The organism is Pantoea sp. USHLN256 (assembly GCF_037149875.1).
Taxonomy (GTDB): Bacteria; Pseudomonadota; Gammaproteobacteria; order Enterobacterales; family Enterobacteriaceae; genus Pantoea; species Pantoea nemavictus.
Window position 1 is genome coordinate 341,599 of record NZ_JBBCQO010000005.1, and the last position, 12,782, is coordinate 354,380.

At 51.9% G+C, this 12,782-nt stretch carries 13 protein-coding genes; 11 read left to right on the plus strand and 2 right to left on the minus strand.

Annotation, left to right across the window (positions count from 1 at the left end; translation table 11 throughout):
• Nucleotides 1–145: 145 nt before the first annotated feature.
• The 11 genes from WFL93_RS15390 to npr all read left to right on the plus strand — a co-directional run bounded on the left by WFL93_RS15390 (nt 146) and on the right by npr (nt 8,147).
• Entirely contained in the window at nt 146–1,129 is a 984-nt protein-coding gene (locus WFL93_RS15390) for a calcium/sodium antiporter (protein ID WP_007886631.1), read from the plus strand.
• Nucleotides 1,130–1,141: 12 nt separating this feature from the next.
• A complete protein-coding gene (kdsD, locus tag WFL93_RS15395) occupies nt 1,142–2,122 on the plus strand; it encodes an arabinose-5-phosphate isomerase KdsD (protein WP_007886630.1) in 981 nt (326 codons plus the stop codon).
• A gap of 13 nt (nt 2,123–2,135) precedes the next feature.
• Nucleotides 2,136–2,702: a 3-deoxy-manno-octulosonate-8-phosphatase KdsC gene (gene kdsC, locus WFL93_RS15400; RefSeq protein WP_007886627.1), complete on the plus strand. Its 567-nt coding sequence runs from the start codon at nt 2,136–2,138 to the stop codon at nt 2,700–2,702.
• A complete protein-coding gene (gene lptC, locus WFL93_RS15405; protein WP_049851351.1) occupies nt 2,699–3,277 on the plus strand; it encodes an LPS export ABC transporter periplasmic protein LptC in 579 nt (192 codons plus the stop codon). Before kdsC ends, lptC begins: the two co-directional genes overlap by 4 nt.
• Nucleotides 3,246–3,800 (plus strand): lipopolysaccharide ABC transporter substrate-binding protein LptA, encoded by a 555-nt coding sequence (lptA, locus tag WFL93_RS15410; protein ID WP_007886625.1) that lies wholly within the window; start codon nt 3,246–3,248, stop codon nt 3,798–3,800. The genes lptC and lptA overlap by 32 nt, the downstream gene beginning before the upstream one ends.
• Nucleotides 3,801–3,805: 5 nt before the next feature.
• Nucleotides 3,806–4,531 (plus strand): LPS export ABC transporter ATP-binding protein, encoded by a 726-nt coding sequence (gene lptB / locus WFL93_RS15415; RefSeq protein WP_007886624.1) that lies wholly within the window; start codon nt 3,806–3,808, stop codon nt 4,529–4,531.
• 48 nt (nt 4,532–4,579) lie between these two features.
• Nucleotides 4,580–6,019 carry an RNA polymerase factor sigma-54 gene (rpoN, locus tag WFL93_RS15420; protein WP_007886620.1) on the plus strand — a complete coding sequence of 480 codons (1,440 nt, stop codon included), beginning with the start codon at nt 4,580–4,582 and terminating at the stop codon, nt 6,017–6,019.
• Between the two features lie 21 nt (nt 6,020–6,040).
• On the plus strand, nt 6,041–6,328 hold the full coding sequence (gene hpf / locus WFL93_RS15425; RefSeq protein ID WP_007886619.1) for a ribosome hibernation promoting factor: 288 nt from the start codon (nt 6,041–6,043) through the stop codon (nt 6,326–6,328).
• A gap of 160 nt (nt 6,329–6,488) precedes the next feature.
• The gene (gene ptsN / locus WFL93_RS15430; protein WP_175501705.1) at nt 6,489–6,971 is read left to right on the plus strand and encodes a PTS IIA-like nitrogen regulatory protein PtsN; all 483 of its coding nucleotides are present in this window, start codon (nt 6,489–6,491) and stop codon (nt 6,969–6,971) included.
• Between the two features lie 52 nt (nt 6,972–7,023).
• Complete coding sequence (gene rapZ, locus WFL93_RS15435; RefSeq protein ID WP_049851350.1) at nt 7,024–7,878, plus strand: RNase adapter RapZ; 855 nt, start codon at nt 7,024–7,026, stop codon at nt 7,876–7,878.
• Entirely contained in the window at nt 7,875–8,147 is a 273-nt protein-coding gene (gene npr, locus WFL93_RS15440; protein ID WP_007886615.1) for a PTS phosphocarrier protein NPr, read from the plus strand. Before rapZ ends, npr begins: the two co-directional genes overlap by 4 nt.
• Before the next feature lie 5 nt (nt 8,148–8,152).
• Here npr and mtgA read toward each other — a convergent pair whose 3' ends face one another.
• Both mtgA and arcB read right to left on the minus strand, forming a co-directional pair.
• Nucleotides 8,153–8,875, minus strand: coding sequence for a monofunctional biosynthetic peptidoglycan transglycosylase (gene mtgA, locus WFL93_RS15445; RefSeq protein WP_049851349.1), 723 nt, complete (start codon nt 8,873–8,875; stop codon nt 8,153–8,155).
• An 877-nt stretch (nt 8,876–9,752) separates the two neighbouring features.
• On the minus strand, nt 9,753–12,107 hold the full coding sequence (arcB, locus tag WFL93_RS15450; protein ID WP_336778510.1) for an aerobic respiration two-component sensor histidine kinase ArcB: 2,355 nt from the start codon (nt 12,105–12,107) through the stop codon (nt 9,753–9,755).
• Between the last annotated feature and the right edge of the window lie 675 nt (nt 12,108–12,782).

Below are 12,782 nucleotides of genomic sequence, written 5' to 3' on the forward strand. Positions count from 1 at the left end.
AACTTACCCACTTGGTGTGGCGAAAACGGCCTTAAAATTTACTTTTGCCTCTCAGACAGTCAAAATCAGCGCCTATTACCGCACGCAGCATCTATTTACCTGTCGGACAAGGTTCGCCGACACCTCCATCCATCAAGGATTTTTAATGTTCGTAGCCTCTGCCTTGCTGTTTATCGGATTGATTTTACTGGTTTACGGTGCTGACCGTCTGGTATTCAGTGCCGCGATCCTTTGTCGATCCTTTGGCATCCCACCGCTAATTATTGGCATGACAGTGGTGAGCATTGGCACATCATTACCGGAATTGATTATTTCGTTTTCGGCCGCACAGCACGGACAGATGGATTTAGCGGTTGGCACCGCGCTGGGTTCCAACATCACCAATATACTTTTAATTCTGGGTGGCGCGGCGCTGCTGCACCCATTGACAGTACACTCCAATCTGATTCGGCGCGAACTGCCATTAATGCTGCTCGTCTCGCTGCTCAGCGGCATCATGCTGTTTGATAATCATCTCAGTCGTCTCGACGGCGTCGCGCTGCTGCTGATTGCGCTGGGTTATCTTTTGGTGGTGATCCGCATCGCCCGCCGTGCTGAACGTGATAATAACGACACTCTCACCCGCGAACAGCTGGCCGAACTGCCGCGCGATGAAGCTGGCAATACCGTGGCTTTTCTTTGGCTGGCGGTCGCACTGATTATTCTGCCGATGTCGACACGCATGGTAATCGACAACGCCACCGTCTTTGCCGACTACTTCGGTGTGAGCGAACTGGTGATGGGCCTGACGTTGATTGCCGTTGGCACCAGCTTGCCTGAATTGGCGACCGTCGTGGCTGGCGCGCTGAAAGGTGAAGACGATATCGCCATCGGCAACCTGATCGGCGCCAATATCTTCAATCTGGCGATTGTGCTCGGCCTGCCGGCACTGATTCATCCCGGCAGCATTGATGCGCATGCCTTTGCGCGTGATTACTGGGTGATGCTGGCAGTTAGCGTGCTGTTCGCCCTGCTCTGTCTGCTGCGCAAGCGCCGCATTGGTCGTATCGCAGGCACGCTATTATTAGGTGGATTTGTCGCGTGGGTGCTGTGGTTGTGGTTCAGCCCCATGCTTATCACAAGCTATTAAGGACGGACTGGCATGTCATATCAGCAACCGGATTTCGATTTTCAGCGAGCGGGAAAAGCGGTGCTGCGCATCGAACGCGAAGGGCTGGAGCAGCTTGATCAATATATCAATGATGATTTCGACCGCGCCTGCGCGATGATCTTTGCCTGCCGCGGCAAAGTGGTGGTGATGGGCATGGGTAAATCCGGGCATATCGGTAAAAAAATGGCCGCGACCTTTGCCAGTACCGGTACGCCTTCATTTTTTGTTCATCCCGGCGAAGCCAGCCATGGCGATCTCGGCATGGTGAGCACTAACGATGTGGTCATTGCGATTTCCAACAGCGGTGAATCCGGTGAAATTCTGGCGCTGATACCGGTATTAAAGCGCCAGAAGGTGCAACTTATTTGCGTTACTGGACGCCCGGATAGCGCAATGGGCCGCGCTGCAGATGTGCATCTGTGCGTAAAAGTGCCGCAGGAAGCTTGTCCACTTGGCCTGGCGCCGACCACCAGCACGACGGCAACGCTGGTGATGGGCGATGCGCTGGCCGTGGCGCTGCTGGAAGCACGCGGATTTACCCAGGAAGACTTTGCGCTCTCGCATCCTGGCGGTGCGCTGGGCCGCAAACTGCTGCTGCACGTCAGCGATATTATGCACAGCGGCGATGAGATCCCGCACGTAAGCCGGGATGCGTCCATGCGCGATGCCCTGCTGGAAATTACGCGTAAGAATCTCGGCCTGACGGTGATTGTTGATGACCTGATGAAAATCGAAGGCATTTTTACCGATGGTGACTTACGTCGCGTGTTCGATATGGGCATCAATTTCCAGACGGCCAGCATTAAGGATGTCATGACCAGCGGCGGCATTCGCGTACGCCCTAATATGCTAGCGGTCGACGCCCTTAATCTGATGCAAAACAAAAACATCACCGCCCTGCTGGTGGCCGATGACGATCGCCTGCTCGGTGTGGTACATATGCATGACATGCTGCGCGCTGGCGTGGTCTGAACAGGAAGAGATAATGAGTGCTGAAACGGCGATGGTTGAGACCTGCTACGGTCCGGTGAGCGCAGAGGTGATGGCGCGTGCCGCGCAGATTCGCCTGCTGATTTGTGATGTCGATGGCGTCATGTCCGATGGTGTGATTTATATGGGTAACAGCGGTGAAGAGCTGAAAGCGTTTAACGTGCGCGATGGTTATGGCGTGCGTTGCCTGCTGACCTCCGGCGTTGAAGTGGCTATTATTACCGGCCGCAAAGCAAAACTGCTAGAAGATCGCTGCAAGACGCTCGGCATTACGCATCTTTACCAGGGACAATCAGATAAGCTTTTGGCCTGGCGTGAACTCCTGGATAAACTGTCATTAACGGCTGAGCAGGTGGCGTACATTGGCGATGACCTGATCGACTGGCCGGTAATGGCGCAGGCGGGGTTAAGTGTTGCCGTTGCCGATGCTCACCCGGTTTTACTGCCGCGCGCGCATTATGTTACCCGCATTGCCGGCGGACGCGGTGCAGTACGTGAGTTGTGCGATCTGATTTTGATCGCGCAGAACAAATTTGAGGATGCCAAAGGGCAATCAATATGAGTAAGAGCAGGCGTTGGATGACGCTGATTTTAGCCTTGATCGCCTTGGTGCTGATCGGCTGGAATCTCACCAACCAGGATGACGACAAAACGCCGGTGGCGACCAACGATCAAGAGCCAACTTACACCAGCGAGAAATCCAATACGGTGGTGTATAACCCTACGGGTGCGCTGGGCTATAAGCTTGTCTCGGATAAAGTGACCTACTTTTCAGCCGATGAAGTAAGTTGGTTTGATCATCCGGTGATGACCACGTATGACGAAAATAAAGTGCCGACGTGGTCGGTGCGTGCCGATAAGGCAAAGCTGACTAAAGATCGTATGCTTTATCTGTATGGCAACGTTGTCGTCAATACGTTGACTCAGGATTCACAGCTTGAGCGCATCCTTACCGATAATGCTCAGGTAAATTTGGTCACCCAGGACGTGACGTCTGACGATCAAGTCACCCTTTTTGGCCGCAGTTTTAATTCCACTGGCATGAAAATGCGCGGCAATTTACGGACGAAACATGCTGAGCTGCTTGAAAAGGTCAAAACTTCCTATGAAATTCAAAATGAACAAAAACAGCCTTAAGTTATTGCTGGTGAGTACCCTGCTGGCAACCAGTTTGCCCGCGCTGGCGTTAACTGGCGACTCAGACAAACCCGTTAATATTGACTCGGTCAATCAGGCGCTGGACCTGCAAGGCAACGTCGCGACCTTTACCGGCAACGTGATTGTGACCCAGGGTTCAATCAAGATTACCGCCGATAAAGTGGTGGTAACACGTCCTGGTGGCGACAGTAAGAAAACTATCGTTGATGCCTACGGTAATCCAGCCACCTTCTATCAAATGCAGGATAACGGTAAGCCGGTGCAAGGCCATGCCAGTAAGCTGCACTATGAGTTGGCGAACGATTTCGTTGAGCTGACGGGAAATGCCTTTATTCAGCAGCAGGATAGCAATATTAAAGGCGACCGCATCACATACCTGGTGAAAGAGCAGAAGATGCAGGCTTTCAGCCAGGGTGAGAGCAAGCGCGTGACCACCGTTCTGGTACCGTCGCAGCTGCAGGATAAAAACGGTTCCTCCGCGAGCCCTAAAAAGAGTAACTGATTGCTATGGCCACACTAATCGCTGAGAACCTGGCGAAAGCCTACAAAGGCCGCCGCGTGGTGGAAGATGTTAGCCTGCAGGTAAAATCCGGTGAGATTGTCGGGCTGCTGGGCCCCAACGGTGCGGGTAAAACCACCACGTTTTACATGGTAGTAGGTATTGTGCCGCGCGATGCGGGGCGTATCGTGATTGATGATGAAGATATCAGCATTCTGCCGCTGCACGCACGCGCACGTCGCGGCATCGGCTATCTGCCACAGGAAGCCTCGATTTTCCGCCGCCTGAGCGTGTACGACAACCTGATGGCTGTACTGCAAATTCGTGATGACTTAACGGAAGAGCAGCGCCAGGATCGTGCCAACGAGCTAATGGAAGAGTTTCATATTGCACATTTGCGCGACAGCATGGGCCAGGCGCTGTCAGGTGGTGAGCGTCGTCGTGTGGAAATTGCTCGTGCACTGGCAGCGAATCCGAAATTTATTCTACTGGATGAACCTTTTGCCGGCGTTGACCCCATTTCGGTTATCGACATCAAAAAAATCATCGAGCATTTACGCGACAGTGGCCTTGGCGTGTTGATTACCGACCACAATGTGCGTGAAACCCTCGCAGTCTGTGAACGCGCTTATATTGTCAGCCAGGGACATTTGATTGCCCATGGCACGCCTGATGAAATTCTTGTAGATGAGCAGGTTAAGCGTGTTTATTTGGGCGAAGAGTTCAGACTCTGATAAGGTGTTGTAACACCCTACGTTTGCTTAGGAAATTCTAACCGAATTATGAAGCAAGGTTTGCAACTCAGGCTCAGCCAACAGCTGGCGATGACACCACAGTTGCAGCAAGCAATTCGCTTGCTGCAACTTTCTACGCTTGAACTCCAGCAAGAACTCCAACTGGCGCTGGAAAGCAATCCGCTGCTTGAACAAACCGATCTGCATGAAGAAGTCGACGCACGCGAATTTCAGGATCAGGAAAGCGATTCGTTAGACACGCGCGAAGCACTTGAACAGAAGGATATGCCCGAGGAGCTGCCGCTCGACGCGACCTGGGATGAAATTTATACCGCTGGTACCCCTTCCGGCACAGGTACCGATTATCAGGACGACGAACTGCCGGTCTATCAGGGTGAAACGACTCAATCGCTGCAGGATTACCTGATGTGGCAGGTTGAGTTGACGCCTTTCACCGATACCGATCGTGCCATTGCCACCTCCATTGTCGATGCCATTGACGACACCGGCTATCTCACCGTCAGCTTACAAGACATTTATGACAGTATTGGCGATGAAGAGCTGACGCTGGAAGAAGTCGAAGCCGTGCTGAAACGCGTACAACGTTTCGATCCGGTGGGCGTAGGTGCGCGCGATTTACGTGATTGCCTGTTAGTTCAGCTATCGCAATATTCCGCCGCAACACCCATGCTGACAGAAGCTCGTTTGATTGTTAGCGAACATCTCGATTTACTGGCCAATCACGATTTCCGCAGCCTGATGCGCGTCACGCGTCTAAAGGAAGAGGTGCTAAAGGACGCGATGCTGCTGATTCAGTCGCTCGATCCGCGTCCAGGCCAGTCGATCAATACCAGCGAGCCGGAATATGTGATTCCCGATGTGCTGGTGCGTAAAGTCAGCAAACGCTGGACGGTTGAACTCAATTCCGACAGCATGCCGCGCCTGAAGATCAATCAGCAATACGCTGCGATGGGCGGTGCCGGACGTAATGACAGTGACAATCAGTTTATTCGCAGCAACTTACAGGAAGCCAAGTGGCTGATTAAGAGCCTGGAGAGCCGCAACGACACGCTGTTGAAGGTGACACGCTGTATCGTTGAACAGCAGCAGGCGTTTTTTGAGCAGGGTGAGGAGCACATGCGTCCGATGGTACTGGCGGATATCGCTCAGGCCGTTGATATGCATGAATCCACCATTTCCCGCGTCACCACGCAGAAGTATTTACACAGCCCGCGTGGCATCTTTGAATTGAAGTATTTTTTCTCCAGTCACGTCAACACCGAAGGCGGCGGCGAAGCCTCTTCCACGGCGATTCGTGCACTGGTAAAAAAATTGATCTCTGCGGAAAATCCCGCAAAACCCTTGAGCGACAGCAAACTGACCTCCATGTTATCCGATCAGGGCATCATGGTAGCGCGACGTACGGTTGCTAAATATCGCGAGTCTTTATCTATACCGCCCTCAAACCAGCGTAAGCAATTGGTTTGACCGAACGAAGAAGGAAGACCTATGCAGCTAAACCTTACCGGACATAATGTTGAAATTACCGAACCTCTGCGTGAATTTGTAAATAGCAAATTTGCCAAACTGGAACACTATTTTGATCGTATCAATCAGGTTTATATTGTTCTAAAAGTAGAGAAGGTAACGCAGATTGCGGATGCAACACTGCACGTCAACGGCGGGGAGCTGCACGCCACATCGGAAGCGGAAGATATGTACGCGGCCATCGACGGGTTAATCGATAAACTCTCCCGTCAGCTGACCAAACACAAAGACAAACTGAAAAAACACTAACCTTCACGCTTGCAGAGTGCTGACTGATTCGGCACTTAGAGCCAGGATGGGGCGGATTTAACCGCCCCGTTTTGTCATCTGCGCAAGCGCCAACGGGCGCAGGGCAATGAAACCCATTGTCTGCTCCTTGCGGCTATGTGAACTCGCAAGTGAAACGATGATGAACAACGATCTAACACTGGAATTGAGCTCGGTCCTTTCCCTGGACTGTACCCGTAGCGGCGTACACTGCCAGAGTAAAAAACGCGCGCTGGAAATTATCAGCGAGCTGGCAGCGAAGCAGCTCAATCTGCCGCACCAGACGCTTTTCGAAGCAATCCTCACCCGCGAACGTATGGGCAGTACCGGCATTGGCAACGGCATCGCCATTCCACACGGCAAGCTGGAGGAGGACACGTTACGCGCTGTAGGCGTATTTATCAGCCTTGATCAGCCTATCGCTTTTGATGCGGTTGATAACCAGCCGGTTGATCTCCTGTTTGCTTTGCTGGTGCCCGCGGACCAGTGCAAAACCCACTTGCATACGCTTTCGCTTGTCGCCAAGCGTCTGGCGGATAAAACCGTCTGCCGTCGTTTACGCGCGGCACAAAGCGACGAAGAGCTCTACGCCATTATCACAGAAGCTCAGGAAGCACACTCTTAAGCGACAAATACTTTTACCGGCGTCTTCGCCGGTTTAAAACGGGAGAAATGTGATGGTGCTGATGATCGTTAGCGGTCGTTCAGGCTCAGGAAAGTCAGTTGCGCTGCGTGCCCTTGAGGACATGGGTTTTTACTGTGTTGATAACCTGCCGGTCGTGCTGTTGCCAGAGTTGGCGAATACCTTAACTGAACGCAACATCTCTGCGGCGGTTAGCATTGACGTGCGTAACATGCCTGAATCGCCGGAAGTGTTCGAAGCCGCACTCAATAATTTGCCCGACACCTTCTCGCCGCAGCTACTTTTTCTTGATGCCGATCGCAATACACTAATCCGTCGCTACAGCGATACACGTCGCTTGCATCCGCTTTCGAGCAAAAATTTGTCGCTGGAAAGCGCCATTGATGAAGAGAACGATCTGCTGGAGCCACTGCGCTCGCGCGCGGACCTGATCATTGATACATCAGAAATGTCAGTCCATGAGCTTGCAGAAATGCTACGCACGCGTCTGCTAGGCAAACGTGAGCGTGAGCTGACCATGGTGTTTGAGTCGTTCGGCTTTAAGCACGGCATTCCGATTGACGCTGATTATGTTTTCGACGTGCGCTTCCTGCCGAACCCACACTGGGATCCCAAACTGCGTCCGATGACCGGTCTGGATCGTCCAGTAGCGGCGTTTCTTGATCGTCACACTGAAGTGCATAATTTCATCTATCAAACGCGCAGCTATCTGGAACTGTGGCTGCCGATGCTGGAAACCAATAATCGTAGCTATCTGACCGTCGCCATTGGTTGTACCGGCGGGAAGCATCGCTCAGTGTATATCGCTGAACAACTAGCAGATTATTTCCGCTCACGCGGTAAAAACGTGCAGTCTCGTCATCGCACTCTGGAAAAACGTAAATCATGAGCGTGAAGCAAACCGTTGAGATTCGAAACAAACTGGGCATGCACGCGCGCCCGGCAATGAAGCTGTTTGAGCTGGTGCAGAGCTTTGATGCGGAAGTGCTGTTGCGCAATGAGTCCGGCACTGAAGCCGAAGCCAGCAGCGTGATTGCGCTGCTGATGCTCGACTCAGCCAAAGGCGGCCATATTGAAATCGAAGCCAGTGGTCCGCAGGAAGTGCAGGCACTGGCAGCGGTTATTGAACTGTTTGAAGCGGGCTTCGACGAAGACTGAGCGTTTTAGTGCAGCTTGTAACGATTCAGGAAACCCTCTCCGCCCAACTGCCGCATCTGACGCATAATCCATTGCTGACGCTGGCGAGTGTAGCCTGAGGGCGCATCGGCGCGGAAACGGATCGGATTGGGCAATACCGCCGCTAACAACGCCGCTTCCGACATCGTCAGGCGGCTGGCGGGTTTATGGAAGTAGCGCTGGGAAGCCTCTTCGACTCCAAACACACCGTCGCCAAATTCAGCAATATTCAGATAAACCGTCAGGATGCGACGCTTAGTCCAGACGGTTTCTATTCCCACCGTTAATCCCGCTTCCAGCCCTTTGCGCATCCAGCTGCGCCCATCCCAGAGAAACAGATTTTTCGCCGTCTGCTGCGACAAAGTTGATGCGCCGCGCATGCGCTCTTTACCCTCGTTATCCAGCACTGACTGAATGGCATCGACGTCAAAACCCCAATGCTCAGGAAACTTTTGATCCTCCGAAGCAATCACTGCCAGGGCCATCCACGGTGAAATCTCATCCATGCCGACCCAATCCGAGTGCGCCACATAATCAAAGCGCCCATTGAACCAGGCACCAATCTGCCGCTCGACCATCACCGCGGAGAACGGCACAGGTATAAATGCAAACAACAAAATGCCCGCTAGCCAGATGCCAAGCCAGGCGAGCAGTACTTTTGCAATCAGCAGTTTAATTCGTTTTCCCAGCGTCCCTTTACTCTTACTCATGCAATTTTCTCTTACCAGTTCCCTGTATTAATCAATCACCCAAGTCATGATAGCGAACACTCGCGTCTCACCACCAAAATTTATCCTCATACACCCAATGCTAAGAGGGTTAATTGTTGCCTACGCAACCAACGTTCCTCTATTAGAGCCAATCACATCAAGCACTTCCATTAAAAAGGAATCGGTTCCATCGCGTTACCCCGGGCAGGTGCTGCAGGCTTGCACACTTAACTAAATGTGATATCGCTCACGTAAAATCTTTCACAAAGCTTAACTATAATTTTTAGTAGTGTTCGAAGATGCTCATTGTTGAGCAAGACCATTCTGAAAAACACCGCTGAATTGGTGCCATCCTGTGCACATTCTGGCGCAGTATTGGTAAAGCGATTTATCGCACGTTTGGTTTACATAATTCATTAAACTGGAAACTGGAACTTTCTGCTGATGGTTTCCAAAACGTTTTGGATAACCCAGCGGGAAATGGAAATTTACTATTTAATATCAGCACGTTAATCTTACTTAACTTCAATTTTTCGCCCGATTGAGTTTTTCGCCGCATCTGCCAGCCTTTTCCTGCTGTCGAGTGAAGCAAAACCAGGCAAAAAACAGATTAATTGGTCAAAAAAGGTGCAATATGGCAAAGAAATTAATTCCTTGCTTGACTGTGTCAGCAAATTAATGTTTTCTGTATTTAATCGCTGCTCAACATCACACAATTTAATGAATCTTGTCGCAAGCATTGGCGAATTTGTTAAGGTGATTTTGAAGCGTTAACCAATACCAAACTGTTGCTTTTTTATTCGACCTCTAATAATAGCAGCAGTACCGATTTCCCTGGTGTTGGCGCAGTATTCGCGCACCCCAGTTTCGACTGGGGTCATTTTTTTCTAACGTCCTGTACTTTTTCCCGCTCCGCAACCCACTCACGTAACACGTTCACGTCCTGCAGCCACTCCTGTTTTAGCTCGTCGATCCACTCCTGTACGTTGTCCCACCACGCTGGCAACTCCGGCGACTGAATCTGCTTCGCCAACTGTTGCAAATGCAGTAAACCAACCGAACCCGCCGCGCCTTTGATTTTGTGCCCTTCTTCCGCAATGCCTTTTTGGTCACGCGCCATCATGTTGGAATCCAGCACCTCGAGATAGCCCGGCATCATCTGCTCAAACATGGTGAGACTTTGCGTAATCAATCCTGGGCCAACCAGTTCAATGTATTGCTCCAGCATTGGCACATCTAACAGCATGCGTGATTGCTCGGCTGAGGACTCAATAACTAACGCCTCCTGCTCCGGCTGATAATCCCAGAACTTTTTGATCATCGCCGTCAACGCCGGTACGGCAAGCGGTTTGCTCAACACATCATCCATGCCTGCATCGAGATACTCTTTTTTGTCTTTCAGCACGTTTGCCGTCAGGGCCACCAGCGGCGGCAAGGATGTGCCAGCATGACGCTGATGAATGGCGCGCGATACATCGAGCCCGGTCATATCCGGCAGCTGGATGTCTAACAACACCAGATCGAACTCCTGCGGATCAAACATCGCCAGCGCGTCCGTACCGGTCATTGCGACTTCAACGCTGCAGCCCAGCTTCTCCAGTACCGAACGCGCCACAATGACGTTGAGTTCAATATCTTCCACCAGCAGTACGTGCAGCGCCGGCAATGGCATGCTGTCATCCAGATTGTCGTCCTCAACCTCCTCAGCGACGCGTGGCGCGTTGATCTCGACGGTGAAGCAGGAACCCTGCCCCGCAACGCTACTCACGCTGATATCGCCGCCCATTGCCTGTGCCAGCCGACGCGATACCGCCAGACCAATACCGGTGCCCGTCGCCGGTTTGCCGCCATGCTGATCCTTCACCTGGTAATACATCGCGAAGATCTTATCCTGCTCTTCCTGCGGAATGCCCATGCCGGAATCCTGCACTTCAAAGTGCAGCGTTTCGTCCTGACAATAAGCAACACGCACCACGATTTCGCCCTGCTGGGTAAATTTCACCGCGTTACCAATCAGGTTCCAGAGAATCTGACGCAAGCGCGTGCCATCCGCCGAGATTTTATGCGGCAGCGGCAACTCTGGCGCCATGACAAACCTCAGTCCTTTGGGCTGCGCCAGCAGACCGGAGAGGTTTTCCAAATCGGCAAGGAAGCCGGTGAAATCCAGCGGCTGATTATCCAGCTGTACTTTGCGGCGTTCGATTTTGTCCACTTCGATGACATCATTGAAGATGTTGCCCAGCGTGATGGCCGAAACATGAATGGTTTTGAGGTACTTGAGCTGCTCCTGATTGAGATCGGTATCCAGTAGGATGCGACTTAGCCCAACAATGCCATTAAGCGGCGTACGCAGCTCGTGGCTAATAGTAGAGATAAAGGTGGTCTTCTCGCGGCTGGCATTCTCCAGCGCGTCCTGATAGCGCTTACGCTCGGTAATATCGCGACCAAAGCCCATCAGGCCACTGCGTTTTCCCACGCGGTCGTAATAGGGCACTTTACGGATCTCGAAGCAGGCTTTGCGCCCATCGGGATACTCCAGCCACTGTTCGTACGTCAGCGACACATTGTGACGGAACACCTTCTCATCGGTTTCAAGCACTTTGGTGGCGGCTTCATCATCGTAAATATCGCGCGGCGTCAGGCCGATCAGCTGCTTTTCGCTCATGCCGGTTAACAGTTCCATGGCGCGGTTACAGCCGGAGAACTGCTTATCAATATTGCGGTAGAACACCAGGTCCGGCGATGCATCCAGGAAGGAGCGTAGGAAGGAGGATTGCTGTTCCAGCTCGATTTGTGCCTGTTCGCGCCGCGCCATCTCTTCGCGCAGCTTGTCCATCACCTGCTCACGCGCTTGTTCGGCTTTAATACGGTCGTTAATTTCCTGATTAAGCTGGGTGATGGTCTCTTTCATCTGCTGATTCAACTCGAGATCGCGCGTGCGCATCTCTTCCAGCTTATCCACCAGTTTCGACAGGCGCTGGCGTGACTCCTCCAGTTGATCGACCACCACCGAAAGAAAATAGACTGCCCAGGGCGTTATCAACAGACCGAAGAAGATCGAACGCACCACGTCGATGCTCTCAACATGGCCGCGCAACACCATGGTGACCGCCATCTGTACCACCATCGCCAGTACCACCAGCGCCGATGCCAATAGCAGTGAAAAGCGCACCAGGCCGAGTTTGACCATCAAATCAACGTAATACTGCGCTAAAAGACGAATCTGTTTCATAACGAGCTCCCTGAACGAAATCTGGCTCATGATAGCGTATTTATCGCCGCGCCGCGCCGCGCCGCTTCGCCTTGCCATATCGCGCGGGTTATGCCCTGTAATGGTGCACCACAGCGGCATTTCGCCGACGTTCCCTTCTATATGCGCAAAGCGCTTGACTAATTCTGCCAACTGAATAATCTGGAGGGCCGCGCTTTTGCGGGCCTTTTCTCAACATCCTGTGCTAATCAGCACTCTGGCAGCCATTCGTCGTAATGGTTGCGCGCCTTTATTGCATACCCATTCAACTTAAATGATTTTTTAATCACGCCCCGCATGATTAATTTTACTAATGGCAGCCCCATTTTGATTCAAATATGACGCCATAAGAAAAACAGATACATGCTGTGTGTGAACCCCCCTCAGCAGAATTAAATGCTGTTATAAGCATACCTGCCAGCATTGTTTAGATATCAGAGGGCTGGGTCACAGTGAGACGGCTCACACTTCCTGGGGGAATGCGCAGCGGGAGATTGACATATATTTACGCAATAAAGTCTTTTTAATCATTTAGTTAAGCGACATAAAAGCCAATTACCCTCAACAAAGCTGGCTATTTGACCTGAGTTCGCTTTCCCGATAAGTTGGAATTCCACTGGGAGCTTTCCTTGTGGGCCTGTGTCTCGGCATATCTAT

What these genes read in the sequence shown, in the direction of transcription:
- WFL93_RS15390 (WP_007886631.1), top strand. Translation starts at nt 146, where the DNA reads ATGTTCGTAGCCTCTGCCTTGCTGTTTATCGGATTGATTTTACTGGTT.
- kdsD (WP_007886630.1), top strand. Translation starts at nt 1,142, where the DNA reads ATGTCATATCAGCAACCGGATTTCGATTTTCAGCGAGCGGGAAAAGCG.
- kdsC (WP_007886627.1), top strand. Translation starts at nt 2,136, where the DNA reads ATGAGTGCTGAAACGGCGATGGTTGAGACCTGCTACGGTCCGGTGAGC.
- lptC (WP_049851351.1), top strand. Translation starts at nt 2,699, where the DNA reads ATGAGTAAGAGCAGGCGTTGGATGACGCTGATTTTAGCCTTGATCGCC.
- lptA (WP_007886625.1), top strand. Translation starts at nt 3,246, where the DNA reads ATGAAATTCAAAATGAACAAAAACAGCCTTAAGTTATTGCTGGTGAGT.
- lptB (WP_007886624.1), top strand. Translation starts at nt 3,806, where the DNA reads ATGGCCACACTAATCGCTGAGAACCTGGCGAAAGCCTACAAAGGCCGC.
- rpoN (WP_007886620.1), top strand. Translation starts at nt 4,580, where the DNA reads ATGAAGCAAGGTTTGCAACTCAGGCTCAGCCAACAGCTGGCGATGACA.
- hpf (WP_007886619.1), top strand. Translation starts at nt 6,041, where the DNA reads ATGCAGCTAAACCTTACCGGACATAATGTTGAAATTACCGAACCTCTG.
- ptsN (WP_175501705.1), top strand. Translation starts at nt 6,489, where the DNA reads ATGAACAACGATCTAACACTGGAATTGAGCTCGGTCCTTTCCCTGGAC.
- rapZ (WP_049851350.1), top strand. Translation starts at nt 7,024, where the DNA reads ATGGTGCTGATGATCGTTAGCGGTCGTTCAGGCTCAGGAAAGTCAGTT.
- npr (WP_007886615.1), top strand. Translation starts at nt 7,875, where the DNA reads ATGAGCGTGAAGCAAACCGTTGAGATTCGAAACAAACTGGGCATGCAC.
- mtgA (WP_049851349.1), bottom strand. Translation starts at nt 8,875, where the DNA reads ATGAGTAAGAGTAAAGGGACGCTGGGAAAACGAATTAAACTGCTGATT.
- arcB (WP_336778510.1), bottom strand. Translation starts at nt 12,107, where the DNA reads ATGAAACAGATTCGTCTTTTAGCGCAGTATTACGTTGATTTGATGGTC.